Origin of the sequence: Aureimonas sp. SA4125, assembly GCF_019973775.1 — a bacterium.
GTDB lineage: Bacteria > Pseudomonadota > Alphaproteobacteria > Rhizobiales > Rhizobiaceae > Plantimonas.
The window spans coordinates 22,830-46,888 of sequence record NZ_AP025032.1 but is presented as its reverse complement, the minus strand read 5'-3'; the positions used below and the strand labels follow the sequence as shown (position 1 = coordinate 46,888).

The 24,059-nt window shown below is 65.9% G+C and carries 21 protein-coding genes and 1 pseudogene; 17 read left to right on the top strand and 5 right to left on the bottom strand.

Annotated features, from left to right (window positions below):
- Positions 1-577 precede the first annotated feature (577 nt).
- Positions 578-1,396 (top strand): sulfurtransferase/chromate resistance protein, encoded by an 819-nt coding sequence (locus Sa4125_RS00220; protein WP_224002413.1) that lies wholly within the window; start codon positions 578-580, stop codon positions 1,394-1,396.
- A gap of 1 nt (position 1,397) precedes the next feature.
- Positions 1,398-2,816, top strand: coding sequence for a chromate efflux transporter (gene chrA / locus Sa4125_RS00215; RefSeq protein WP_224002411.1), 1,419 nt, complete (start codon positions 1,398-1,400; stop codon positions 2,814-2,816).
- 296 nt (positions 2,817-3,112) lie between these two features.
- Here chrA and Sa4125_RS00210 read toward each other — a convergent pair whose 3' ends face one another.
- Together Sa4125_RS00210 and Sa4125_RS00205 are read right to left on the bottom strand one after the other, a co-directional pair.
- On the bottom strand, positions 3,113-6,796 hold the full coding sequence (locus tag Sa4125_RS00210; protein WP_224002409.1) for a PAS domain S-box protein: 3,684 nt from the start codon (positions 6,794-6,796) through the stop codon (positions 3,113-3,115).
- Positions 6,797-7,237: 441 nt separating this feature from the next.
- Entirely contained in the window at positions 7,238-8,446 is a 1,209-nt protein-coding gene (locus Sa4125_RS00205; RefSeq protein ID WP_223998612.1) for an IS256 family transposase, read from the bottom strand.
- 54 nt (positions 8,447-8,500) lie between these two features.
- Between Sa4125_RS00205 and Sa4125_RS00200 the strand changes: the two genes are divergently transcribed.
- From Sa4125_RS00200 to Sa4125_RS00190, 3 genes and pseudogenes are all read left to right on the top strand, one after another.
- Positions 8,501-10,174 carry a recombinase family protein gene (locus Sa4125_RS00200; RefSeq protein WP_224002406.1) on the top strand — a complete coding sequence of 558 codons (1,674 nt, stop codon included), beginning with the start codon at positions 8,501-8,503 and terminating at the stop codon, positions 10,172-10,174.
- A 69-nt stretch (positions 10,175-10,243) separates the two neighbouring features.
- A pseudogene (locus Sa4125_RS00195) lies at positions 10,244-10,756 on the top strand (recombinase family protein); the annotation flags it as partial.
- 15 nt (positions 10,757-10,771) lie between these two features.
- On the top strand, positions 10,772-11,494 hold the full coding sequence (locus Sa4125_RS00190; protein ID WP_224002404.1) for a PIN domain-containing protein: 723 nt from the start codon (positions 10,772-10,774) through the stop codon (positions 11,492-11,494).
- A gap of 143 nt (positions 11,495-11,637) precedes the next feature.
- Here Sa4125_RS00190 and Sa4125_RS00185 read toward each other — a convergent pair whose 3' ends face one another.
- A complete protein-coding gene (locus Sa4125_RS00185; RefSeq protein ID WP_224002402.1) occupies positions 11,638-13,530 on the bottom strand; it encodes a hypothetical protein in 1,893 nt (630 codons plus the stop codon).
- Between the two features lie 804 nt (positions 13,531-14,334).
- Here Sa4125_RS00185 and Sa4125_RS00180 point away from each other — a divergent pair.
- The 9 genes from Sa4125_RS00180 to Sa4125_RS24145 all read left to right on the top strand — a co-directional run bounded on the left by Sa4125_RS00180 (position 14,335) and on the right by Sa4125_RS24145 (position 18,556).
- Entirely contained in the window at positions 14,335-14,724 is a 390-nt protein-coding gene (locus tag Sa4125_RS00180; RefSeq protein WP_224002400.1) for a hypothetical protein, read from the top strand.
- Positions 14,725-15,211: 487 nt separating this feature from the next.
- Positions 15,212-15,628, top strand: coding sequence for a hypothetical protein (locus Sa4125_RS00175; protein ID WP_224002398.1), 417 nt, complete (start codon positions 15,212-15,214; stop codon positions 15,626-15,628).
- Entirely contained in the window at positions 15,628-15,897 is a 270-nt protein-coding gene (locus Sa4125_RS00170) for a hypothetical protein (RefSeq protein ID WP_224002390.1), read from the top strand. The genes Sa4125_RS00175 and Sa4125_RS00170 overlap by 1 nt, the downstream gene beginning before the upstream one ends.
- Positions 15,898-15,988: 91 nt before the next feature.
- On the top strand, positions 15,989-16,369 hold the full coding sequence (locus Sa4125_RS00165) for a hypothetical protein (RefSeq protein WP_224002388.1): 381 nt from the start codon (positions 15,989-15,991) through the stop codon (positions 16,367-16,369).
- Between the two features lie 102 nt (positions 16,370-16,471).
- On the top strand, positions 16,472-16,858 hold the full coding sequence (locus Sa4125_RS00160; RefSeq protein ID WP_224002386.1) for a hypothetical protein: 387 nt from the start codon (positions 16,472-16,474) through the stop codon (positions 16,856-16,858).
- Positions 16,859-16,947: 89 nt separating this feature from the next.
- Complete coding sequence (locus Sa4125_RS00155; RefSeq protein ID WP_224002384.1) at positions 16,948-17,181, top strand: hypothetical protein; 234 nt, start codon at positions 16,948-16,950, stop codon at positions 17,179-17,181.
- Between the two features lies 1 nt (position 17,182).
- Positions 17,183-17,578, top strand: a complete 396-nt coding sequence (locus tag Sa4125_RS00150; protein ID WP_224002380.1) for a hypothetical protein — start codon at positions 17,183-17,185, stop codon at positions 17,576-17,578.
- The gene (locus Sa4125_RS00145) at positions 17,572-17,763 is read left to right on the top strand and encodes a hypothetical protein (RefSeq protein WP_224002378.1); all 192 of its coding nucleotides are present in this window, start codon (positions 17,572-17,574) and stop codon (positions 17,761-17,763) included. Before Sa4125_RS00150 ends, Sa4125_RS00145 begins: the two co-directional genes overlap by 7 nt.
- 664 nt (positions 17,764-18,427) lie before the next feature.
- Positions 18,428-18,556, top strand: coding sequence for a hypothetical protein (locus Sa4125_RS24145; RefSeq protein ID WP_267461351.1), 129 nt, complete (start codon positions 18,428-18,430; stop codon positions 18,554-18,556).
- A 65-nt stretch (positions 18,557-18,621) separates the two neighbouring features.
- Here the strand turns inward: Sa4125_RS24145 and Sa4125_RS00140 are convergent, their stop codons facing one another.
- Both Sa4125_RS00140 and Sa4125_RS00135 read right to left on the bottom strand, forming a co-directional pair.
- The gene (locus tag Sa4125_RS00140) at positions 18,622-20,757 is read right to left on the bottom strand and encodes a DotA/TraY family protein (RefSeq protein WP_224002376.1); all 2,136 of its coding nucleotides are present in this window, start codon (positions 20,755-20,757) and stop codon (positions 18,622-18,624) included.
- Positions 20,754-21,020: a hypothetical protein gene (locus Sa4125_RS00135; RefSeq protein ID WP_224002374.1), complete on the bottom strand. Its 267-nt coding sequence runs from the start codon at positions 21,018-21,020 to the stop codon at positions 20,754-20,756. The genes Sa4125_RS00140 and Sa4125_RS00135 overlap by 4 nt, the downstream gene beginning before the upstream one ends.
- A gap of 309 nt (positions 21,021-21,329) precedes the next feature.
- Between Sa4125_RS00135 and Sa4125_RS00130 the strand changes: the two genes are divergently transcribed.
- The 3 genes from Sa4125_RS00130 to Sa4125_RS00120 are packed head-to-tail and all read left to right on the top strand — an operon-like array spanning position 21,330 to position 23,940.
- The gene (locus Sa4125_RS00130) at positions 21,330-21,641 is read left to right on the top strand and encodes a hypothetical protein (protein WP_224002372.1); all 312 of its coding nucleotides are present in this window, start codon (positions 21,330-21,332) and stop codon (positions 21,639-21,641) included.
- Positions 21,638-23,473, top strand: coding sequence for a MobA/MobL family protein (locus Sa4125_RS00125; RefSeq protein ID WP_224002370.1), 1,836 nt, complete (start codon positions 21,638-21,640; stop codon positions 23,471-23,473). The genes Sa4125_RS00130 and Sa4125_RS00125 overlap by 4 nt, the downstream gene beginning before the upstream one ends.
- Positions 23,470-23,940, top strand: a complete 471-nt coding sequence (locus Sa4125_RS00120) for a hypothetical protein (RefSeq protein WP_224002368.1) — start codon at positions 23,470-23,472, stop codon at positions 23,938-23,940. Before Sa4125_RS00125 ends, Sa4125_RS00120 begins: the two co-directional genes overlap by 4 nt.
- Positions 23,941-24,059 lie beyond the last annotated feature (119 nt).

Below are 24,059 nucleotides of genomic sequence, written 5' to 3'. Positions count from 1 at the left end.
GCGGATTTTGCTCCTGCATTGCCGGATGGGCTGTCGAGCATTTTTCCGAGCACAGACGTAACAGACTTTCGTGGCGCTATGAGCGGAGGATAGCGCCGCATCTTTACGAAGTGGGGGGGCGCCCTTCGCTTAAATCGCCGCTGCCTGTCGCCTTTGCACCCCAAGTCGTAATGGCTTCCTCCGGTACGTCGGGGCTGCACGGGCGGCTCAGCACTAGCATGATGTGCTACATAAACGTCGGCACAATGAGCGACCGATCTCGACTTCGGCGGCGACTTGGCCGCCGGATGGTGGTTCGTCCGGTCGTGAGTCGATCTGGCACCATCGGACGAGGACGAGGGAATGCGGGCCGCGCGCGACAGGCATGCGTCTCGTTGATGGATCGGGGCTTGCCGGAGCATGGTCTCCACTCCCAGCGCGAAACTTGTCGGCGCGGATCGTGGCAGGGTCAAGGTCGCGGAGACCGTGCTTGACATCCTTGGGTACTCGGGCTGAATGCGGCCATGGGGACGGCGATCTCCCCACGAGGCCACGGCCGAAGAATCGCGTCCACATCTCCATCCTGGAAGGGCGCGTCATGGCTTCGACGATCACCATCTCTTGCGACAAGCTCCTCCGCCTCGTCGGCACCCCGAAGGCTCCGCTCGTTGTCGACGTGCGCACAGAAGAGGACTTCGCCGCCGATCCGCGTTTCGTCCCCGGCGCAGTGCGCAGGGACTATGCGACCGTGGCGTCATGGGGCGCCGACCTTCAAACACGCCCGGTCGTCGTCGTCTGCCAGGCCGGAGCCAAGCTCAGCCACGGCGTCGCGGCATGGCTGCGGCACGAGGGAGTCGCCGCCGAGGTGCTGGAGGGAGGCCACGAGGCGTGGACTGCCGCCGGTCATCCGACGGTTCCGGAAGCGAAGCTCCCCCAACGTGACGGGCGCGGCAGGACGGTCTGGGTCACCCGTGCCCGGCCGAAGGTCGACCGGATCGCATGCCCGTGGCTGATCCGCCGCTTCGTCGACCCCTTCGCCGTGTTCCTCTTCGTCCAGCCGTCCGAGGTCGAGGCGGTGGGCCAACGGTTCGAGGCGGCGCCGTTCGACGTCGAGAACGTCTTCTGGAGCCACCGCGGGGAACGCTGCACCTTCGATACGATGGTCGAGGAGTTGGGCCTTGGCACCCCGGCGCTGCTTCGGCTGGCGACGCTCGTCCGCGGGGCCGACACCGCACGGCCCGATCTCGCGCCTGAAGCACCGGGACTTTTGGCCGCGTCTCTCGGCCTGTCGCGCATGTTCGCCGACGACCTCGAGCAACTGGAGGCGGGCCTCCTCCTCTACGACGCATTCTACCGCTGGTGCCGGGACGCCACTGACGAGACGCACAACTGGCCAGTCAGGAAGGGAGGAACCTGAGATGACGGATGTCACCACTTCCAGCAAGCCAGCGGCCGTCGCTTCCGTCCGCGCTCCGGAGCACGGCATCCCCTTCGGCGAGGCTGTCCGCGTCTGGGCGAAGATCGCCTGCCTGTCCTTCGGCGGCCCGGCGGGGCAGATCGCTCTCATGCATCGCATCCTCGTCGACGAGAAGCGATGGATCGGCGAGGAGCGGTTCCTCCACGCCCTGAACTATTGCATGCTCCTACCGGGACCTGAGGCACAGCAGCTTGCCACCTACATCGGCTGGCTCTTGCACCGGACGAAGGGTGGCCTTGTCGCCGGCGCCCTGTTCGTCCTGCCGGGGCTTCTCGCGATCATGGCCTTGAGCTGGGTCTATGTCGCTTTCGGGAACGTCGGCATCGTCGCCGGGCTGTTCTTCGGCTTGAAGGCGGCCGTCCTCGCGATCGTGCTGGAGGCCGTTCACCGGATCGGAAAGCGGGCCATTCGCAACAGGACCATGTTGGCCATCGCGGCCAGCGCCTTCGCCGCGATCTTCCTGTTGGACGTACCGTTCCCCGCCATCATACTCGTCGCCGGGATCGTCGGCTTCCTCGGAGCGCGCGCGGGTTTGCCCGCCTTCTCCGGAGGTGGCGGCCACGGCCCGTCCAAGGGGGCGGTTCTCGCAGATGCCGACTCCGCCCTCGGCGAGGGTGTGCCGGACCATGCCCGGCCGAACGTCGGCTGGGCACTTCGCATCTCGGCTGTGTTCCTGACACTCTGGCTTGTGCCCGTCGCGCTCCTCGTCCTCGCCCTTGGGTCGGGTAACGTCTTTGCCGACATCGCGGTGTTCTTCAGCCAGATGGCAGTGGTCACCTTCGGCGGCGCCTATGCGGTCCTCGCCTATGTCGCGCAGCAGGCCGTCGACCATTATGGCTGGCTGTCCCCGGGCGAGATGCTGAACGGACTCGGCCTTGCCGAGACGACACCAGGGCCGTTGATCATGGTCACCCAGTTCGTTGGCTTCCTCGCCGCGTTCCGCGATCCGGGCTCGATGAACCCCTACGTCGCCGGGACGCTCGGCGGGCTGCTCACGACCTGGGTGACCTTCACCCCGTGCTTCCTGTGGATATTCCTTGGCGCTCCTTTCATCGAGCGCCTGCGCGGGAACCGGGCGTTGTCAGGAGCGCTCGCGGCGATCACCGCAGCGGTGGTCGGGGTGATCCTGAACCTTGCGGTCTGGTTCGGTCTGCACGTCCTCTTCAGACAGGTGGATGACAGATCATCGGGACCGATTTCGTTAGATGTTCCCGTTCTCTCGACCGTTGACGTTCCCGCGTTCATCCTTGCCGTCGCTGCCGCCGTCGCGCTGTTCCGCTTCAGGATCGGCGTTGTGCCGACCCTTCTCGGGTGCGCGACGGCGGGTGCGTTGTGGCAACTGGTACAGGGCTTGGTTTAAGCCAGATCACGCGACCGAACCGATGTCTGGCGTTCTATGGTCCATGCGTTCGCGGAATAGACGGTTTCCGTCCAATACCGTCATGGACTTCTTCGGTACGTTAGGGATGTCCGGGCGGCTCAGCATTAAGATGGTGTGATACATAACCGCCCGCGATGGTGGGCGGGTTCAGCGCAGTCGAGTCGAAACGTACGCCCGATAATTGCAAAAACAGTCTCGGCCAACTCAAGGCTACTGCGACAAGCTAGTTCGTCGGGTTTGTGATGAAGCCTGCCGCCCGCACGAAGACGAGCGGATCAGCTCGCCTTCGGCAGCGTAGTTTCTTCTCGTTCGAATTGGATGACACAGTTCCGTCCGCTGCCCTTCGCACGGTACAGCGCACTGTCAGCCGACCCGATTACGTCTAACGGCCTCGTCATTCTGGGATCCGGCACAAGCGTCACAATCCCGACACTGATCGTGACGACGCCGAAGCCGCTGCGCACATGCTCGAGCGAAGCCGCGGCAACGGCCGTACGGAAAGACTGCGCGAGCGCAAGTGCACCTGCGGCGTCGGTCTCAGGGAGGATCGCGGCGAACTCCTCGCCGCCGTATCGTGCCGCCACGTCTCCCGGGCGTCTGGTCGTCTGAGCTAGGATATCGGCGACCGAACGTAGGCAGGCATCGCCGGCAGGATGGCCATAGGTATCGTTGTAAGCCTTAAAATGATCGACGTCGGCCAGCAGGAGGGAGATGGGCGCGCCGCTCCTTGCCGCACGCGAGATTTCCCGCTCTAGGCTCTCGTCGAAGCAGCGGCGGTTCGCCAGTCCCGTCAGGCCGTCGGAGTTCGCAAGTTCGTTGAGCCGCAGCACGGCCGCTCCCAGCTCGTCCTCCGCCTGCTTGCGGCGCTCGATGTCGCGCAGGGCGAGGATGTATCCGCGCTCCGGGCCGAGGGGCCGCCCCGTCGCCTCGATCCAGCGGTAGATGCCGTCCTTGCGCCGGGCGCGGTACTGGACGGGTTCGGAGGCTTGCCCCTCCGCAAGGGCGGTGAGCATAGCGCCAAGCACGGCACGATCGTCTGGGTAGGCGAGGTCTATGGGCCGGCCGCCGACCAGCTCCTCTGGTTCATACCCGAGAAGGTCGCGGGCGGCGGGAGAGGCGAAGATGCGCTTGCCCGTCGCGTCGACGTGCGTGACGAGATCGGCGGTGTTCTCTGCAAGCAAGCGGAACCGCGCTTCGCTTTCGGCCACGAGTTCCTCCGCCCGCTTGCGGTCAGAGACATCGCGGAGCGCACCGAGGATGCCCGTGACGGCGTTCGTGACGGGGTCCCGCAACGCGCGAAGTTCCACCTCGACCCAGATCCAGCGTCCGTCCCTGTGCCGTATGCGGCTTGTGACGTCGGTACGCTCGAGGCCATCCAGGACGTCCGCGTAGGTCTGCGCGACCAACGCGACTTCGTCGGGATGGCTCATCGTCGCGGCGGTACGGCCTACGAGCTCCTCCGGCGCGTACCCGATGATCTCGGTCGAGGCGGGCGAGACGTAGGTTCGTACCAGTTCGCGGTCGAGGCGGAAGATCATGTCCGAGGCGTTCTCGACGAGCATGCGATAGCGCAGCTCGCTTTCCCTCATGCCCCTCTCGGCCGCCCGCCGGTCGCTGATATCGGTGTAGGTACGCACGATGCCGTCGTTATTCGGCAGGCCGATCGTCCGCACCTCGAGAACGCGCCCGTTCGGCCGCCGACGCTCGTAAGTCCCCAGCGTGAAGGGAGCTCCGCGCGTGCGCACATGCTGGCGGAAGTCCGGATCGACGTCGGCGTACTCGCCTCGGGCGTCCAGAAAGGCAAGGATGTCGTCGAAGTCGGGGCGATCCTCCCGAAGCAACTCATCGGGCAGGTCGAGGAGTTCGGCGAACCGTCGGTTGCCGATGTCGAGCCGTCCGTCCGTCCCGACCATAATTAGGCCCTGATCCATCGTGTCGAGCGTCGTCTCGAGGAGCGTCGACTTCGCCCGCAGTTCGCGTTCGGCAACCTTGGCGGCCGTCACGTCCATGATGACGCCGAAGATCGCCACGACGCTTCCGGACATGGGATCGACCTCGCAGCGCCCGCGCGAGATCACCTCGCGGACCTCACCGTCTGGTCGCACGATTCGCTTCTGGAACTCGAATGACCCGTTGCTCTCCACGGCCGACGACACCGACATGGAGACGGACTCCCGGTCGTGCGGATGATAGGCATCGATGGCCGAATCCAGCAGGGGAACGTATGTCCCGGGATCGCGGCCGTGGATCCTGTAGATCTGCTCCGACCACACGAGCGAGCCCGAGCGCAGGTCGAGACGCCAGTGGCCGACCTCCGAAACCTCCTCGGCCATCAGGAGCATGGCGTTCGCTGCCTGGGTCTTCAGTTCCGCCTGCTTGAGGTCCGTGATGTCGAGGAGCGCGCCATAAACCAACGACACCTTTCCTGCCTCGTCCACCTCGACGCAAGCCCGGTTCAGCGTGTGCCGGACTTCCCCTGTCGAACGGATGACGCGAACCTGGATCTCGAACTCCGTTCCCGCGGTCACTGCTGCTGAGAACGAGGACCCTACGAGCTGGCGTTCGTCGGCATGGCAGGCCGCGACGCAGTCTTCGAAGGACGGCGGTTGCGATCCGATGGGCAAGCCATAGATGCGAAAGACCTCGTCCGACCACGTGCTCCGGTCGGTGCGCGGATCGTACTGCCAGTATCCGACCTGCGCGAGGCGCTCGGCGATCATCAGGTAGCGGTGGCTTTCGGCCACGGCCAGCTCGGCTTCACGTCCGGCGGCAAGCTTCGTCGCCATTTCGTCGAGGCGTTTGCCGAAGAGCTGGAACTCAGGTGCCTGCCATGGCTCCAGCGTCGCCCGGGCCGCATGGTCACCATCGCCCACAAGCTCGGCCGTCTTCCGCAAACGATTGATCGGTCGCAAGTGTGTCCAATAGCCCAGCCACCAAGTGCTGGCGAAGGCCAGGACGAAGATGGCGGCGAGGATGGAGACGGAAACGACAAGGTGCGTCCGCACGGGTGACAGCAGCGGGTCGCGGGGCTCGCCGATGGAGAGCATGATCCCCGTCTTCTCGATGCCGCGCATCGGGGAGAAGCCAAAGATCCGTTCGACACCGTCGAGACTTTTGGCTTCGACGACGCCGCCATTGGGCATGGCTCGCATCGCGCGGGCCAGCGGATGGTCGGGAAACGCCGTTCCGAACGGGACGGGAAGCGGTGGATAGCGCGTGAGCATCCGCCCGGTATCGGACTCCACCATCGTGACGACTCGGCTGCCGCCGTTCGATAACGCTTCGGCGGCCGCCGACATGTGCTCGAGGCTGAGGCTGACGAATACGGCTCCCGCGAAGGAGCCGTCCGTGGCAACGAGCGGCATCAACGTGATCAGGGTCGGCTTGCCGCTCGCGCGCTCGATGGTGAAGCGCCCGACAAGGAAGTCGGAGGCCAAGGCGGTCCTGGCTTGCTCTAGGAGATCGAGGCCGCCGAACCTCTGGCTCTGCGTCAACTTGCTGTGGCACGTGATCATGCCCTCGGCATCCACCGCACCCACGGTGTTGAAGTTCGGGTTCGCGGCATGCAGGTTCGCGGCGATCGCGGAGCAGGCCGCGAAGCTCACGGGCACCCTCACCTGCGGCAGCGCCTGCAACACTTTCAAGGTTGACCGAGCCTCGTCGAAAACGCTGGACTGGCTGGAGGCGGCGAGGCGGGCCGCCTCGCTTACGCCGTCCCTTGCCCGTTGCAGCGTCTGCTGCTGTTCGGACCACAGAACATAGCCGACGAGGGCCGTGAGGGGCACGATCGCGAGGAAGAGCAGGAAGAGGAGACGGGGGCGCAGGCCGACCTTGCCCAGAACGGTTGCTATGCGTGTGTCCAATCGCATTCGGGCTCTGCGAAACTCAACGTCACGCGGCGGCGCCGATGCGTCCGCAAGCATTTCCTGCGCACCTCGCGGACGATCGTCACGATCCAAGTGCCTCTCCCGATCCCTCGACACTACCGCGACATAGACGGACGCGCAGTGAGGAAGTCAGACAATGCCTTGTTCCCCTTAAGGCATCTTCAATGACGTATTGGATTCGCCGCACGCATCTTTGATAGCGCTTTCAGTCGTGGAGTTGTTCACGACTGGGCGAAGGCAACTCGAGACAGGTTGGAAGATAACTGTCCTCACGCCTTAGATCGTCATGGACTTATCCGTTACGCTCAGCGGTTTCCGGGCGGCCTGCTGGTCAGCAAGGTGTGCTACATAAACCGAATCGACGAAAAGGAGACCGGACGTTGAAGAAGGCATATTCATACATCCGCTTCTCGACCCCGGAGCAAGCACAAGGGGACTCCCTTCGTCGCCAGCTTGCCGCGGTCGTGTCCGTCAACGTGGTGGAAATTGGGGTGTAACTGAAGCGGCTCGGTTTCAGGCGGCTGCGGTGGAAATACGTACGGTTTCGGGCTTGGTGCTGTTGGACATGAGTTCGGCCATGGGTTCGGTCTGCATGTAGCGGTTTTGCGTCTGCCATTCGTCGTTGGCCTCGAGGAGGACGGCGCCGATGAGGCGGATGATGGAGCCCTCGTTCGGGAAGATGCCGACGACATCGGCGCGCCGCTTCACCTCCTTGTTCAGGCGCTCCAGGGAATTGGTCGAATGGATCCGGGTCCGATGCTGACCGGGAAAGTCCAGATGCGCCAGCACGTCGGTCTCGCTGTCGTCGATGAAGCTGCCGAGCTTGGGACACTTTCCCCGGAGCTGGTCGGCGACGTGGCGCAGCGCCTGGGCCGCGCCGGCGCGATCGGGTTGGATGAAGGCCTGGCGCAGGGCCGCAGCCGCCATGCTTTGCTGCGCCTTCGGGACATAGGACAGGGCGTTGCGCATCCAGTGGACGCGGCAGCGCTGCCAGGAGGCGCTGAACACCCGGCGGATGGCGGCCTTCAGCCCTTCATGGGCATCCGATATCACGAGCTTCACGCCGGAAAGGCCGCGGCGCACGAGGCTCTTGAGGAAGGTCGACCAGAAGGTCTCCGCTTCCGAGGGCCCGATGTGAAGGCCGACGATCTCGCGCTTGCCGTCGGTGTTGACGGCGACAGCGATTATTGCCGCCACCGAGACGATACGGCCGCCTTCGCGCTGCTTCAGGTAGGTCGCGTCGAGCCAGAGATAGGGCCAGTCGCCGGTGAGCGGGCGATCGAGAAAGCCGCCGACGCGGTCGTCGATATCTTTGCACAGCTTCGACACCGTGCTCTTGCCGATCCCCGACAGTCCCATGGCCTGCACCAGATCGTCGACGCGACGCGTGGACACGCCGCTGATCCAGGCCTCCTGGATGACCGCGACAAGCGCCTTCTCCGAGAGCTTTCTCGGTTCCAGGAACGGCGGAAAGTAGCTGCCTTGTCGAAGCTTGGGGATGCGAAGCTGCAAGGAGCCAAGCCGGGTATCGAACGAGCGGTCCCGGTAGCCGTTGCGATAGGTCGCCCGTTCCAGGGTGCGTTCATGGCGCCCGGCGCCGATCATGCCCTCCACGTCGGCCTCCATGAGAAGCTGCATCACGCTCTCGGCTATCGTCCTCAGGAAATCGCCGTCTCCGGCTTTTGCCAGAAGCTCGGCAAGCGGTAATCTGTCCTCGGTCATCGGGTGCTCCGGTCAGGTTGAAGTCTCGCAACTCCACCTTAGCCGGCCAATCCGGTGGCCACCTCCGTCGCACCATCTGAGATCCGAGTTTCCACCACCAGCGCGGACACTACCCTTGCCGCGGCCCGAGCTTGGTGTGTCGAGAACAGCGTAGAACTCGACGACAGCCTGCGGGACATGGGCATCTCGGCGTTTAAGGGAGCCAACAGGGACATCGGCGCCCTCAGACGATTCCACGGCTTGGTTGCAGAGGGAAGGGTTCCGAGCGGTTCTTTCCTGATCGTTGAGTCCTTGGATCGCCTGTCGCGCGAGGCTGTAGTCGATGCGGTGTACCAACTGACTGACCTGATCCGCGAAGGTATCGTTGTGGTGACGCTATCTGACGGGCAGGTGTACTCCGAAGCGAGCCTGCGGACGAATTGGATGCCGCTACTCATCTCGATTACGGTTATGGCGCGCGCCCATGAGGAGTCCCGGCTCAAAAGCGAACGGGTGGGGGCAGCTTGGGCGCGAAAGAAGGAGGCTGCACGCACGGACAAGAGACCGCTGACGTCGCGCTGCCCAGAATGGATTGCAATCGAAGACGGGCAGTTCGTTGTTCGCGAGGACCGTGCGGAGATAGTGCGAACGATTTTCCAGTGGGCCATTGAGGGCTACGGCCGACGGCAGATCGTTGCCAAGTTGAACCACGCGGGCACGCCGACATGGCGCGGCGGCGTCGGCTGGCAAACCTCAACAGTCGGGAAGATCCTGACCGGCCGTCTTGTTCTCGGCGAGTACCAGCCTCATTCGGGTAGCGCCCGGGCTGGAACCCGTCAGCCGGAAGGGACCCCGATCGCCAACTTTTACCCCCCGATCATCGACGAACGTGTTCACGGCCGGGCGCAAGTCGCCTCGAAAGGACGCCTTGTGGCGGGTGGGCGAAAGGGGAAGGGAGTTGCGCATCTTCTCCTTGGTCGCGGAAAATGTGCGCGCTGCGGCGGCGCGATGCACATTTTGAACAAGGGGGCCAAGCCGAAGGGCGGGACCTACTTCGCGTGTTCCAGTGCCAGCCGGAAGGCCGGGTGCGAAAACTCCAGCCGCTGGCGCGTTGACCACATCGAAGCCCGGCTTCTGCGAGGCCTCGCCTACCTGGATGCCGGCGCCGTCTTGCATGGCGCTCAGTCGACCGCGGAGGCAGACCGCATGGCGATCCTCGTCGCCCGACTGGCAAAGATCGATGTCGGCCGCGAAAACCTTCTCGACCTTGTCCAAGACGGCCGCGCCGATGCCAAGTCTCGATACCTTGCGCTCTGCGAGGAAGCTGATGTGGTCAAGAAGGAACTCGCCGAAGCGGCGAAGGCCGCAGCGTCGGCTGCCGCCGACCCCGGCTTGAATGTTCGGCTTGCCGAAGCGGTAAACCTAGGTCGGGCCATGAACGAGGCCGACGGAGACGACCGCCATGCTATCCGCACGCGGCTTGCCGAGCAGCTTCGACAGCTTGTTGTCGAAGTCAGTTTCGACCCCGGCATCGGAGTGTTGGCGCTCCTGACACCGCGCCCAGGCATCCCGGCCGATCAGGTTCCAGCAATCGTCGGCGCGAGCCGCATGCAGCCATGGCGCCTTTGGCTCAACGACGACTCGGACCCGTCCGGACTTGCCGGAGTCGAGGAAAGGCCCCGCCCAGACGAGGAGGCCAAGGCTCTCCGTGTCCTGCAAAGGATTCGCGGACGGCGAGCGTCGGCGTAGCCGACGCGAACCGTCCGAACCCGGCAACGCCCCCGCGAGAGGCGTGAGACCCTCCCCTGGGGGAGGGGCGGATGCGAGCGGGTCTACGAGGAGGTCGCGTCGGGCGGACGCTGGGATCGTCCGGAGCTTCAACGGCTGCTCGAACACCTTCGGCCGGGCGATACCTTGGTCGTGTGGAAATTGGACCGCCTGTCGAGGTCCCTCCGCGACGCCCTGACGATCATAGAGCGTGTCGAAGCTGTTGGGGCCAGGTTCCGGTCGCTGACGGAGGCCGTCGATACTACGACCCCAGCCGGGCGCATGATGGCACACATGATCGGCGCATTCGCCGAGTTCGAGCGATCGATGATCCGAGAGAGAACCGCGGTCGGTCTCCGACAAGCCCGAATCGAAGGCCGGGTCGGTGAGCGTCGACCGAAGCTGACCGCTCGCCAGCGCGAGGAGGTTGCGGAAAGCGTCCTAACCGGGAGGAAGACCGCAGCCGACATGGCGCGGCTTTATGGCGTGAGCCAACCGACCGTCAGCCGCATCGTGGCGGAGGCGCGGTTCTCGGCTGGGGCGGACATTCCGCCAAACGCATGATACATCCTCAGAATGATGCGCCTCCTGATCGACACTTGCATATGGCTGGAACTAGCCACATCCCATGTCGAGGAGACGACGGACTCCCTGAAGATCAAGGCTGCCACTAGGGCGATCGAGAAGCGGGCACCCTTTCACAAGTCGAAGAACAGCGTTGATGATGCCATCCTGATCGAGACCTTCGCAGATGTCGTCAAGGCTGAACGAGGGGCGGGTGTCACCTTCGCCTTCGTCACCGACAACCACCATGATTTTAGCGGAACTGACCGCCGCCATCCCCACCCAGACATTGAGGACATATTCAAGGAGGAAGACGTCGCATTCTCGGTGAATCTCCAGGAGGTCCTGACTGGTCACGCACCAGACTGGTTCGTCGATTTTCCCGATGTAGACATGGAGTCGTTCGAAGAGCCTAAGCGCCTTTCGGAGATCTTAGCTGCCATCGATGAGCTCTTCGACAAAGTTTGGTACAATCGACATTGGGGCTTGAGGAACGGTGTCGAGTCCGGTCGGATCAAGATCGTCGAGAAGGTCGATTGGAAGCCCGGGAGTCGCTACCCTCAGGACGTGGTCGTTCGCGATATTTGGGAAGGCGCTTTGAAAGCCGCCGAACGTGTAGAGGCCAAGTATCCCGACGACCTCGGCCCTTGGGACGATTTCGAGTGGGGCATGATCAATGGCAAGTTGAGCGCCTTGCGATGGGTTTTGGGCGACGACTGGGACATGCTCGATACTTAACTCGCGCCCTTTCGGTCTCATGCCGAACCTCTGGTTTGAATTGCGAAACCAAAGTCGGCCCCCATCTCGTAGTGGAGATGTTCGTTACGTCGGACGTGGGATGGATCGTTGCCGAAAGCGCTAACACCATAACGGGCCTCGCCTCAGAACGGGATGTCATCCGTCGTCTCCATGTCGTCGTCGAAATCGATCGCATCGGGTGCCTCGATGTCGCCGAACAGGTAGTCGCTCTCCCAATCCGCCATCCTCTGCGGCTCGTCCTCGGCCAAGGCAGGGGACGGAGCGATTTTCCTCTTGATCGACGTAACGGGCGTCGCCGGCAGCAGGCGCGGATCGGCGACGTAGTGGGCGGTCCACGCCGTCCGGTCGTCCCCGGTAAGGAACGCCTCGACATCGTCGAGCGTCGCCGGGACGCCGCCGACCTCATGCATAACGAACTCTGGCCCGACACTGTACCGGATGCGTAGCAGCCGCAGCGTGTCGCCGGACCAGCGGTGTCGCCGGAGCCTTGCCACCTCGCGATCAGGATCGTCCGGTCGGGACATTTCGAGATAGATCACGTTCGCCTCGGGCCAGCGACGCCGCCTCTCGGCAGCCCGCTCCTCGCGAGCTCGCTTCGCCCGATCGGCCTGAACCTCCAGCGTCCGTCGTTCCGGACGGTGCCTCTTCTTGCGGTCGACACCGAACCGTCTGTCGTTGACCCGCTCGAACCGCGCGCGCTTGGCTTCCCGGGTGAGTTCGGCCGCGCGGTCGGACCCGACCGCCTCCGACAAGAGGATGAGGTCGGGGTTGCGCAGTTCCTCGACCGCCCAGCGATAGGCGGCCTCGTCCGCAGTGAGCTTGCGGATGGCCTCCATCAGGGCGTGGCCGCGGTACTCCCGCTTGCCGAAGTCGTTGGTGACGGGCGTGCCGACCAGCGCCTCCTGAAGAGCGACGAACCAAGCGTCCGGGACGTAGGCGTGATGGGCGAAGACGCGCTGCCTCCGCGCCAATGCGTCGATCTTGCGCCACACGACGTCGGACACCTGGTATTCCGGCACGTCCATGCCCCCGACGACAGGCACGATCGCACGGTCCACGAACACGGGCTGCACCTCGTGGCGCCCCGGCGGGCGGAGGGTGACGCTCAGCGCGTATCGGGCGACCGGCGCCCCGCGCCCCGGCTTGGTCACGGGGTCGCACCATTCGACCTGGAACCGCCGCACCGATCCCATGTCCTGCACCGCACGCTTCAACGTCGTCGTCAGGCGGCTCGCCACGATCGGCCGGGCCTCGTACCCGATCCAGCTCGCGGCATCCTCGGGCGTGAGCTCGATCCGGAGAGGTGTCTCGTCGAGTGTCCACTTCTCCAGGTTCGTGCGCAGCGCGAGGCGGCGGTAGAGGTAGATGCCGTACCGTGTCCCCATCCCGGCGAGCGCGGCGAGTTCGAGATAGGCGTAGCGTGGTTGGACGGCCATGAGGTGCCAGACAGGACTCGGCAAGCTGTAGGCCACGACATCGGACCCGGCGCTCGCGTCCTCCTCAGCCCAGCCGACGAGCATTGGAACGTCGGTGTACCGTCGTCCGCCGGACAGGCCATAGGAGACCGTCGTGGAGCGAAGGGCAGCGAGGGACTTCAGGACATGCGTCCGCCGCACGGACGGCCCGAGGAACCGCAGAATCCACCGCATCGGGATGCGCATCTCCCGCCCGACGATGCGGAAGGCGTCGCCCGCTTCGGAAGCGGCGAGAGCGGCCTCGTAGGCCGAGGCGACGAGGAACTCGTGCAGCGCGAGGTCCTGGGCCGTCAACGAGGCGCCGCCGGACACCGTGACGGTTTCCAGCATCTCGGCGGGACGCGGGGTCTCGGGGGCAACGCGGTCGAAGGAGCCGCCATCGGCGAACGCTTCGACGAGTGCGCCGCGCGATGCAGGAGCGAACAGCCCCTCAACCAACTTCGGCTCGTCGTACCCGTCAGCGACGAGGGCAACGGATGCCGCCTCGGCCAGTACCGCGGCCGGCAGACGCGCCCTTCGGCGGCGGTGCCCTACACTCATCTCATTCCCTTCCCGATCGCGCCTTCTCGTCGCGTCGATCGAGTTGGCCTACGATCAAATGCTGAAGCAGATCGGAGGCAGGCGCAAGGGCGTTAGATGTGCGATCAAACGCACGGCGAGTCGTTAGATGTGTGACGATAAACCGTTGACGCGGCTTTGCTGGACAAGGCTTTTCGCGCCCAGCCCGACACCCGATACAGAAAGCATGCAAGCCCAGGCTCGTTTCAGCGGCGCGGACGGTTCTGCGGCCGTGGCGGTGCCGTTGGACGAGGGAAGAGCGGAGACGTTAGATATGCGATTAAACGTCGGATGGTTCGTTAGATGTGTGACAATAAACCGTTGACGTGGCGTTGCTGAGCAAGGCTTTTCGCGCCAAGCCCGACCCCCGACACAGAAAGCGGGTAAGCGCCTTCGGCGCTGTGCGCCTGCGGCGCACGGGAAGTAGGCCAGGTCCGGCCTTCGGCCGGACGGGGACACATCGCTCATTGCCGCGAGGCTAGTCCGGGGATGGGCAGGTCGGCGGGCCTGCGGCCCTTGTCCAGTCCATCCCCGGTTGCGAAAGCTTGGAAGCGCTCCGCCCTTGTCAAGCCGCTCCGCGGCGGGACCGTGGCTCGGGCCTGCGGCCCTGCGCCCGCACCACTCCCGCCACTACGGGCCTGACAAGGCCTCCACGCCCCGACACCCTCTCCCGCCCGGCCCAAGCTTCAGTGCCGATTTTTGAAATCGTGTTTGACATGTCAAACACAGATTGCATCTGGCTCATCCGGCCCGCACCATTCTTCGACACGATCGAGGAATCCGCCCATGATCTCCCCGCCGACCGACCCTCTCCACGCCCTCTACGAGGCCGTTGCCGCCCGGCAGGCAGCGCGACCGACCGCCGTCCGCGACCTGCCCGCCGACGAGCGCCGCGCGTACATGCGCGAGGCCAAGCGCACGTCCCGGGAACGGCAGCGCGCGGCATCCGCGGACGGTTCGCCGCTGGCGACGGACGACGCGATCCGCGCTGCCCTTGCCGATGCCGCCCTCATGATCCTTGCGACCGACGCGCCCGGCGCCGCGCAGATCATGTCCGCCCTCGCCGCCGCCTTCACTGGACGGGGCGGGGTGCCGGGGACCGTCCGCGCTCGCTGCCGTTCCGGATCCCTGCGGCCGACCCTCATCAAGCCAAAGCGGATGGCGGGCGAGGCCTGATCGAAAAAAAGTTCACGCGCTCGGGAACACTCTCGGTTCTGGCGACCTCGTACCACTGAGACCGTCCGGCCGCGTCAGTCGGGATGCCGTCTGTCGGCAAGATCGTCACGCAGTCCGCCGCGACGAATCCTTGCCGCGGCCAGGACCGTCGCGGCTCGAACCCCTGCGAATCCTTCGAGGGACCTGATTTGAATCCTTGTATTCGGTTCATGCAAAGGATTCGGGTGAAGTATTCGCCATGCTTACTCCGCCGACATAACGCTCATCTCGATGCAATGCCTCAGAATGAGGACCGCTCATGTCAACAATGTAGTCTTACCTCTGCCTTGGATTTGGGAGACAGGATGGCCGTTAACCATATTGAAACTGATCCCATATTTCTCATTTTTGGCCTGGACGAAGGATGTTCTGATGTGCATCTTGAAAGGACGGAGCCGCTTGGTCGCAGGCAAGTCCGTCGATCGATGGATCAGAAAGGAGTTTTGCGATGTCCGACGTGGACGACATGCAGGCCGCGGGCGACGCGGCGCAGACGACGGGGCGGGGCGAAGTGATCGCCCTGGACGGCGGTGCTCTCGAAAACCCCGCGTACGAGCGGCACAAACGCGGGAGAAATTGGGCTGCCGTCCTCACTGGTCCGAACGCGGCTCGCATGGAGCGGCGCTTCCTTGCCGCCCGCGGAGCGACGGTGGACCTCACCGACGTGCAGCCGGGACAGGTGCTGGAGTTCGGCGGCGACTACATGACGGGTCGTGGACGCCGCATTCCCGACCGCCGCTTCTACCTCATCCTCGCCAAGGACGGCATCGACGAGATGACCGTCGAGTGGCACGGCACCGCCGCCCAGGCGCTACGCGCCGCCCGTGATTTCGCGAAGGCCGCTCCAACGGAAGAGGTGGCCTGATGCGCGTTTCGACTCAGAACGACGGCTGCGAAGTCGGCGACACCCGCTACATGACGGAGGGATGCGGCCGCGTCGGCGGACGGCCTTTCGTCGATGTCGGCATCTACGTTCGTCGCGAGGAAGATGCCGACTTCGCCGCCGTGGACTCCGTGCGCCTCTACCTCGGCGGACGCTTGGTCCCGGAGGACCTGGATGCCGACGACCTCGTACGCCGGGTCCAGCACCAGCAGGCCGCACGCGATCGCGCCGCCGACGACGGCTCGTTCTAGCGTTCCCGGCGGGCTACGGCCCGCCGCCTTTCACCAAGCCGCCGGGCTGACCGGCGCCGCAGCGGGACGCGGAGTTCCAGAGAGACACCCCATGGACATCGAGAAAGATCTGACGCCCTCGCGCGAGGGCGATCGGCCGCCCTATGCCGACAGGTGGCACACCCTGTCCGACTGGATGCGCGTCAACCTGCGCTCCAAGGATCAGCGTTTCTGGTCGGACGCATACCCCCACACGATGACCGGCATCGCCGTCGATCACGTTGCCGGCGTCCCGCGCGGTTGGACCGTCCACCTCTGCGTGGACGACGGCGAGGCGATCGCCATGTTCTACCCGCCCGCCGAGAAGCCAGGCACGGTTTCGGTCGTGAGCCGGCCCGACGACATCGCGGCGAGGATGGACCTCTACCGCCGTTACATCTGGGAGCCGAAAGACCTCGCCGCCGAGATGTGGGAGCAGCGCGAGGCTGCCTGACGACGACCCCGGCGGGCTGCGGCCCGCCGCCCTCCACCAAGCTGCCGGGGACTACCGGCGCCGCATCGGGGAGCGGTTCCCCCCCCCCCCGGAGAGAGACCCATGGACATCGAGACTGCAATGCGCCCGCGCGTCCGCGAGGGTGCGATCCGCCACGCTTTGGACCTCCAGACCGTAGCCCGGACATCCGGTACGGTCGCCGACCAGATTCTGGCCTTTGCGACGGGCGGGACGGCGGGCTGCTCCTCCGGTCGCGCGATGGCCAGGTTTTACCTCGTCCTGACCCACGGCGCGGCGATCCCGTTGGGCCACACCGACATCGCGCTCGACGGCACGCGCCAGGCTTGGTGGCGGGTGGCGATGGACGAGTACGGCCGCGGCATGTGGGGCGGCACGGGCGACGGGGCCGACCGCGTTCGCGCGCGGCATCCCGAGATCGCCCGCGAGGCGGACGCGGCGACGAACGCCTACCGCGCCGCGAAGGGCTGACGAGGCGGCGGGCATCCTGCCCGCCCCTGTCCCGGCCGTCGCGCTGCGCGACGGCTCGGCGAGGGGCTGTTCCCTCTGGAGACTGCATCATGCGTATGGAGACCAAGGCGCTCGCCGCGATCAAGGCGGGCGACAGGACGATCGAAGACTACGGCACGGCATCGTGCTCGGAATGGCTCACGCTCTGCCTCGCCCTCGATCGGCACGATCAGCTCGTCGGCACGGGCTATGAAACGCCCTCGGTTGCGTGGGGGCGGCTCGACGACCGCCAGCGCGCCATCGTGCGCGCCGCGGACCCGTCCTACGCCCCGGCGGGGCGGTAGCATGGCCGAGGTCACTCACATCGCGAAGGCCCGCTGGAAGCGCGCGAGCGTCGGATACGAACGCGTCGATCCCAAGAAATCCGCGCTCGCGGTCGGCGTCCCCGTCCGGCGCGACGTTCGAGTCGGGGTCTGGATGGAGGACCGGGGCGACTGGAGCGCCGCCGTCCACGGCGCCGACACGCCTTACGAGGACGAGGAGGCCGACGAGCGGCTGACCCTCCACGCAACCGTTGTCGCCGGGGTTTGGAGCGCTCTGGTAATCGGCCGGAGCGGCACGGTCCTCATGGACCTCCCGGCCAGGACCTCCGGCCATGCCATGTCCCTCGCCGAGGCGGCGGCATGGCATGTGCTCCACCTGCACCCCACGATCGCCTATCAGGAGAAAGAGAAATGCTGATCACCGCTCGAGACAAGGTCCTTTTCTTTCTGTTCTTTGGGTTCTCGATTCCCTGGCTCTTTTACCATGCGTGGAAAGAAAACAGCGGAACACTATTGGTTGCGAGATTCTTATTTGTGGCGCTTGCCGCTCGGATCCTTTGGCTCTATTGGACAGTTGTCCGGTCGTTTGAACGCAAGTCCTGACGGCACGGCAGACCCGGCTCAACGGCGCGTAACAATTTGATTCAAATGATTTTTCGATCAATCCTGTTGACGCCTATCGAGCCATATGGGACAAAGAATGCGTTGACGGGGTTAGCCCCTGAGACACCGTTTCAGTCCCCCTCGTGGGGTTAGAAAATCAAGGCTTCGGCCGCGACGATCTACCGTTCCGGTTCCCTTCAAAGGGCATGTGATTGATCCCGTCAGGGGTCAGGAGAGAGAAAGGCCGCAAGGCCGATCGACCCAGATGATTGGTCCCCTCTGGGGGTTGTATCCGCCGAACAGGCGGCTCTATTTCTCCCCATCTGCGGGAGGGCAAACCCCATCGGCCCATGTGCAGCAGGGTTTCGTAAGCGATCTCCCCATCTGCGGGAGGGTAACAAAACGGGTGCCCCAAGCGGGTGCCCTTTTGTCGGTCTAGGACCGGACGGATAGCCGAATCCGCTGCCAGCAAGCCCGATCCGATCGAATCCTGAACGTCCGGGATGCCGTTCCTCAACAACTCTACGGCACCATGCTGGCTGACGTTCATGCCCAAGCGCGGGGCGTCGACCGCTACGCGGACGAGGCAGCTACCCCGGCCCGATGCCGATGGACGAGGTCGGAACGGCCGCCAGGGCGGCGGACAAACGAACAGGAGACGACCATGAACCCCAGCATCGGAAACCGCCTCGGCCGCGCTCTCCTGATCATCCTCGCCAAGGCCGCACCGGCTTTCCTGATCCTCGGTGTCCTGCCCGCCGTCTTCGCCGTCTGGAAGGTCCTGTACGCCTGACCCGGCAACCGAAAAGGGGCACCCTGCGGCGTCCCTTCGTCGTTCTGGCGTAGGCCATTCCTCCGCTACACCTTCTCGGCTGCCGCCCCTGCCGGCGCGCCCGCTCTGGGACCGCCTGCCGCACTGGCGCCGAGCTTCGCCGCACCCTTCGCCGCGCGCTTGGTGCCGTCGTCGGACCCGCCTTCGCCTCCCTTGGACGACGAGCCGCTACTAGGCTTCGGCAGGTGTCGCGCACCGCCTGCCACGCTCCCGACGACCGTGTTTCCGGCATCGTCGTCGCCCCACGACGAGGCCGTGTACCCGATGAACTCGGCAACCTTTTGCGGCATCTGCGTCGTCATCCTGTAGCTCCATAGAATGATCGTCCATTCGACGTAGAGCATGACAGCGACCGAGATCAGAACGCCCGTCCCGCCGATCGTGTAGCCGATCTGCGAGCCTTTGAAGGCCGCGTTGTAGCCCGCGAGGAAAGCGTTGAGGATCACCGCATTGATCATATGCATGGCGATGAATGCCGCGACGGTGATGATCGGGCGGAGCAGCACCCCGACGAGGAGCGAGATGTACCCCTGCCGCTGTGCTTGGCCGACGATCTCGGGGTCGTCGATTCGGACGTGCAAGAAGGCCCAGATCGGAACGGCGATCGCGGCCTTGACGATCTCCCATGCCCAAGCCGCAAGGGCGAAGGTCATGAAAATGAAAGGGATAAGCGGCACGAGATAGGCGAAGATCGCGCCCACGGTCCAAAGCAGGGCGATGAGGGGCCAGCCCGCGAGCATGATGAAATCGATAACGCCTCGGCCGGCGCCCATGAAAAACTCGGACGTCCCGTAGGCCGCAAGCGAGACCGCCCATGCGCCTTGGCCGGACACCATAAGAACCGATCCGAGCGACATGAGATCGCCGATCGGGTCCGCCCGGGGGCCGTCGTATCCCGTGAGAAAGTCGGTCACTGGCACGGTTGCCGACTGCATTAGCGTCGCGAAGAGATTCCCGCCTTCCGTGGCCTCGCCCGTCAGCGCCTCGCCCGTCGAGAGTGCGGCAAGGGCTGTTCCTCGCCGTAGCTGGCCGTCGACCAGTGCGAGCGCGGTGCCGACCGGCCCGGCCAGCGACTCCCAGGCAGCCGAGTCCGGCTTGGTCCGCTCCGGCCGTTCCGCGACGGCTTCGGCCGACACCAGGGACGCATGCGCCATGACCCGGTAGTACGAGCCGAGGGCGTACCAGCCCCGCTCATCAATGTCGCGGAGGACGAGCGCGCGCATGTCGCCGTTGTCGCCCGTCGAAAGCCGCGCGGCGACGGCCGAGAGCGCCCGGTCGTACCGATCGCCCGCCTCGCGCAGCGCGGCGTCGATGCCGTCGCGCAGGATGCCGAGGCCGGCGAATGCTGCCTCGGCATCGGGTCCGGCCACATGCGTCGCCGATGCCGTCCTGACCGCGCCCGCGAGACGATCGACCCATGCCATCGCCTGGACCTCGCGCACGACCGCGGCGACGGCCTCGCGCCGAGCGGTCCCGAATTCGCCGTCGCCGAATCCTTCTGCCGTCGAGAGCGACACGGACCCGCAGGCCCGCCCCCAATCCCACACGTAACCCGTCGTTCGCGCAGGCTGATCCTCGCTCCACGGGAACCAGCTTTCCCGCGCCGGGCTCACGACCTCCGCTCCTGACGGGGATGGCTGCGCAGCCGCCCCCATCCCCCCGATCACCTGGTTCGCGCGCGCGGCGGCATATGCCCTCGCGCAGACCTCGGACTCTACGACGGCGAGAACCAGATCGCGCCCGCCCGCGCTCACAGGGGACAGCGGATGACCGTCGCGCAGCACGAACTCCGCCGCGGATGCCGCCGCCGCGTTTGCCATGTTGATGCCCGGACGGGCGAAACCGTCGCGCAGAATGTAGTGGACCACGGACAACCCGCCCGCGACCGGCACGAGGCACCCGAGGCCGATCACGACGCGAAGCATGGCGACCGCTCCGGACTGGCGGTCGGACAACGCCTCGCCGCGCTCCGCCGCTCGCAGGACGGCGGACAGGATCGCGTACCCAAGATAGCCACAGGCGACGACGAGTAGGCCCGCCGACAGGTATCGGATGACGGTGGCGAAGGCTGTCGCGTCCGACGAGAGCGGCAGGATCGTGGTGACGATTCCCCATGCGACATCGGTCGCGGGCGGCTCGCGGAGAAGATCAGCGGGACTCACTGGCTCGGCTCCCCGTCGCGCTGCGCGACCGATACCACGTCGGCGAACAACGCGGCATCGCGAGGCTGCATCCGTGAGACGAGAGTCGCCAGCACGTCAGCCGAGATCGCTCCATCCCGGATCGCATTCAGAAGCGACGCGCCTGCGACGACCTTCCTGCGGGTGTCGTCGCGCCGCTGGGCATCGCGCAACGTCGTCGTCGCCGCGGCGAGGCTCGCTTCCAGTCGTGCCCGCCGCTGCAAGAGTTTCGACAAGTCAACCATCTGGACCGTCCTCCCCGTCGCGCCGGTCGACCAAAGCCGCCGGCGGAATCACATCGCGCAGAACGGCCGAATCCGTTCCCGTCGATCAGGCCGCCGCCCCGTTTTTCGAGGTTTCGCGCGGCCCGGGGGGCGCCCAACGCGGAGCGCCCGACATCAAGCGTGAGTGCGGAGGTTGCACCGAGCAAATCGGCGCCCGCACCATCGAGAGGGGAAACCAGTTCCTGGCAAAGGCGCGTTACAACATCGGTCTTCGACCGACGCACGCGCCCCTTCGGGGCAGGCCTCCCCGCCGCCGGCAGGGAGAAGATCATGGACGTCCATCGCGAGATCGCAGCGGCCACGCGCACAGCCTGGGACCACGCCTCAGCTCTCCTCGTCTCGGCCCGGCTCGCTGGCGTCCGCGGCGCCGATCATGACGCGCTCGCCGACTACGCCGATGCGGCGCGCGACCGCTGGCACCGTGCGGACTCCTGCGCACGGCGTGAGGAGGACCGGCGGTGCCGCTCGACCTCGGTTCTCGCGGCTCTCGACTACGGGGCGGACGACTCCTTCGTCATGCCGGACTCCTACGACCGCGAGGTCGATTTCGCGACCTTCGACGGACCCGACATCCGTACGTGACCTCGCTCCCCGCCCACGAAGCTCACCTCTGCACGAGGTTCACCGTCGTTCAGCGAAGCCGCGGCAGGTCCGCCGTCGCAGCAGCCGCCTACCGCGCCGGCACGCGGTTGACGGACGCGCGGACGGGGCAGACTTGGGACTACGGCCGGAAGAAGGGTGTCCTTGATTCCTTCATTACGGCGCCCGCCGATGCGCCCGCCTGGGCCCACGACCGAGAGGCCCTATGGAGCCGCGCGGAACTGGCCGAGAAACGCCGCGACGCGCATACGGCGCGGGAGACCCAAGTGGCCATCCCGCGCGACCTCCCGCCTGACCGCTGGCGGGCCTTCCTCGCCGACGTCGCCGCGCCTTATGTCGCGGCCGGCGCGATCGTCGACACGTCGATCCACGTCCCGATGGCGAGCGACAACGAGGTGCAGCCCCACGCGCATCTCCTCATCTCGCTTCGCACGCTCGACCCCGGCACCGAGACCGGCTTCGCCGCAAGCCGGAACGCAGCCGTCGTCGCGATCTTCCAAAGCGGCGGACGCTTCGGCGACGGCAAGCTCGCCGACGCCATGACCGCCGAGCGCGGACGCATCGCGTCGATCATTAACGACCACCTTTGTGCCGCTGGTTCCAGGCGCCGGGCCGATCCACGCTCCTACGCGGCCCGTGGTGACCTTCGCGAGCCAGAACCGAAGCTCGGAGAAGATCGCGTCGCGGCGATCCGGAGACGCCGCTCGCACGATCGCCGATCCGCCCTCGTCACCGGGATGCGTCAGACGCGAATCCTTGAAAACCAACTCGTGGAAACGGAAAAACAGATGGCACTCTCAGCACGCGGATTCGCCCGCGCCCCCGCCCGCCGGACGAAGGCGCCGCATCGGCAAGACTACAAGCTCGGCTTGCTCCGCGATCGCTTTCCGGACGCAGTTCTCCCGCCCGGCACCGCCGACTCCCTGTACCTCGTGGATGCCAAGGACCCGCGGAAGGTCCGCGTCCTCATGCGCGACGGCGCCTGGGTGGAGTCCGACGACGAGTCCGGCACTGTCTCGATGTGGGGACCGCGCAGCGCGAATGCCGCCGCCCTCGCGAACGCGATCGCAGAGTCCACCGGCTACGGCATCGATCACCTCGCACGCACCGCCACGGCCGCTAAGCCGGGCAAGACCCGAAGGAAATCAGCCGTTTCCGAGGACGAGGCGATCTCGCTGGCTGACAAATGGCGCCGCCGAGGTTTCAATGATGTCACCGAAAGTCCCGCCGGGGTCCGCGTCGGCCTCAGCGGCCGATCCAAGCTCCTCGACAGCGGCGACCATGTCGATTTGTTTGGCCCCGTCAGCGACGAAACCTTGCGCGCCCTCGCGAGCAAATCCGCCGAAGATTGGGGCGGCAGCCTCTCGCTGGACGGCCCGTGGCCGGCTGAGGCGCAGGCCCGCCTTTGGCTGGAGTGCCAGAGGCAGGGCATCGACCTCGCGGGCTACACGCCGCCGCCCGCCGTGGCCGCAGCCTGGGCGGCCGAGTCGGGTTCCGTTGCCGACACGGCAACGAAACTACGGGCCGTGCGTTCGGAGACCCGCGAGGCCGACCTCCTCCTTTCGGCAGCCGCGGGAGATGTCGCCGCGTTGCGTAAGCTCGACCCGCCGCTCCGGGCATTCGTCGCGTCGCACCTGGACGACGACCAGCGCCGCGACCTCGTGCGGGCCGACCGCGAGGAGGTCACGGCGAGCCTGCCCGCCTTCCGTAAACTCGGGAAAGCCGAAATCGAGCGCGACCCGAATGCCGCGACCGTCGTCGCGCAGTCCGAAGCTCCGGCCCGGGTGGACGACTACGAACGGCGTCCGACGTGACCGGCATCGCCGACGTTCTCGAATCCCGCCGGGAAGCCACGGCGCTCCGGCAATACACTCGCGAACGCGCCGCCGGCCGCAGCGCGACCGAATGGATCGTCCTCGACGAATCCTTGGGCGCTTGGCTCTCCGCCGACGAGGTCACGGCGACGTCGTCCGGACGCGAGTGGCGCCGCGTCCGCCAGCCCGGCGAGCCTTGGTGCAGCACCCTCGGCCGCGACCTCAGCATCGCGACCGACGACACCCTCCAGGCCGTCTTTGCGACCCTCGCCGACGACGACCTCAGCGGATGGCGACACCTTTTCATCGCCGCCGACCGCGCCCCGTCGCGCTGCCTGTCGGACTGGCGCGCTCGCGGCCGGCGCCTCCTCGCCGCGGTGTCGGGAGAACCCGGCCCGGCGAGCGGCCCCCTCGCCGGGAAGTTCGCGGCGCGAGGGACGGGCAAGCGGAGCTTAGCGGCCGTCTGACGGCGTTGGCATGCCTGCCACGTCGCAAGGATTCGCCGGGGTAGGAAAGTGCCACCCGCCTCAAACTTGTCGCTCAGGCGGCTCGCAGGAAGGCCGTTTTAAGCGCTTCGCCTCCTTGG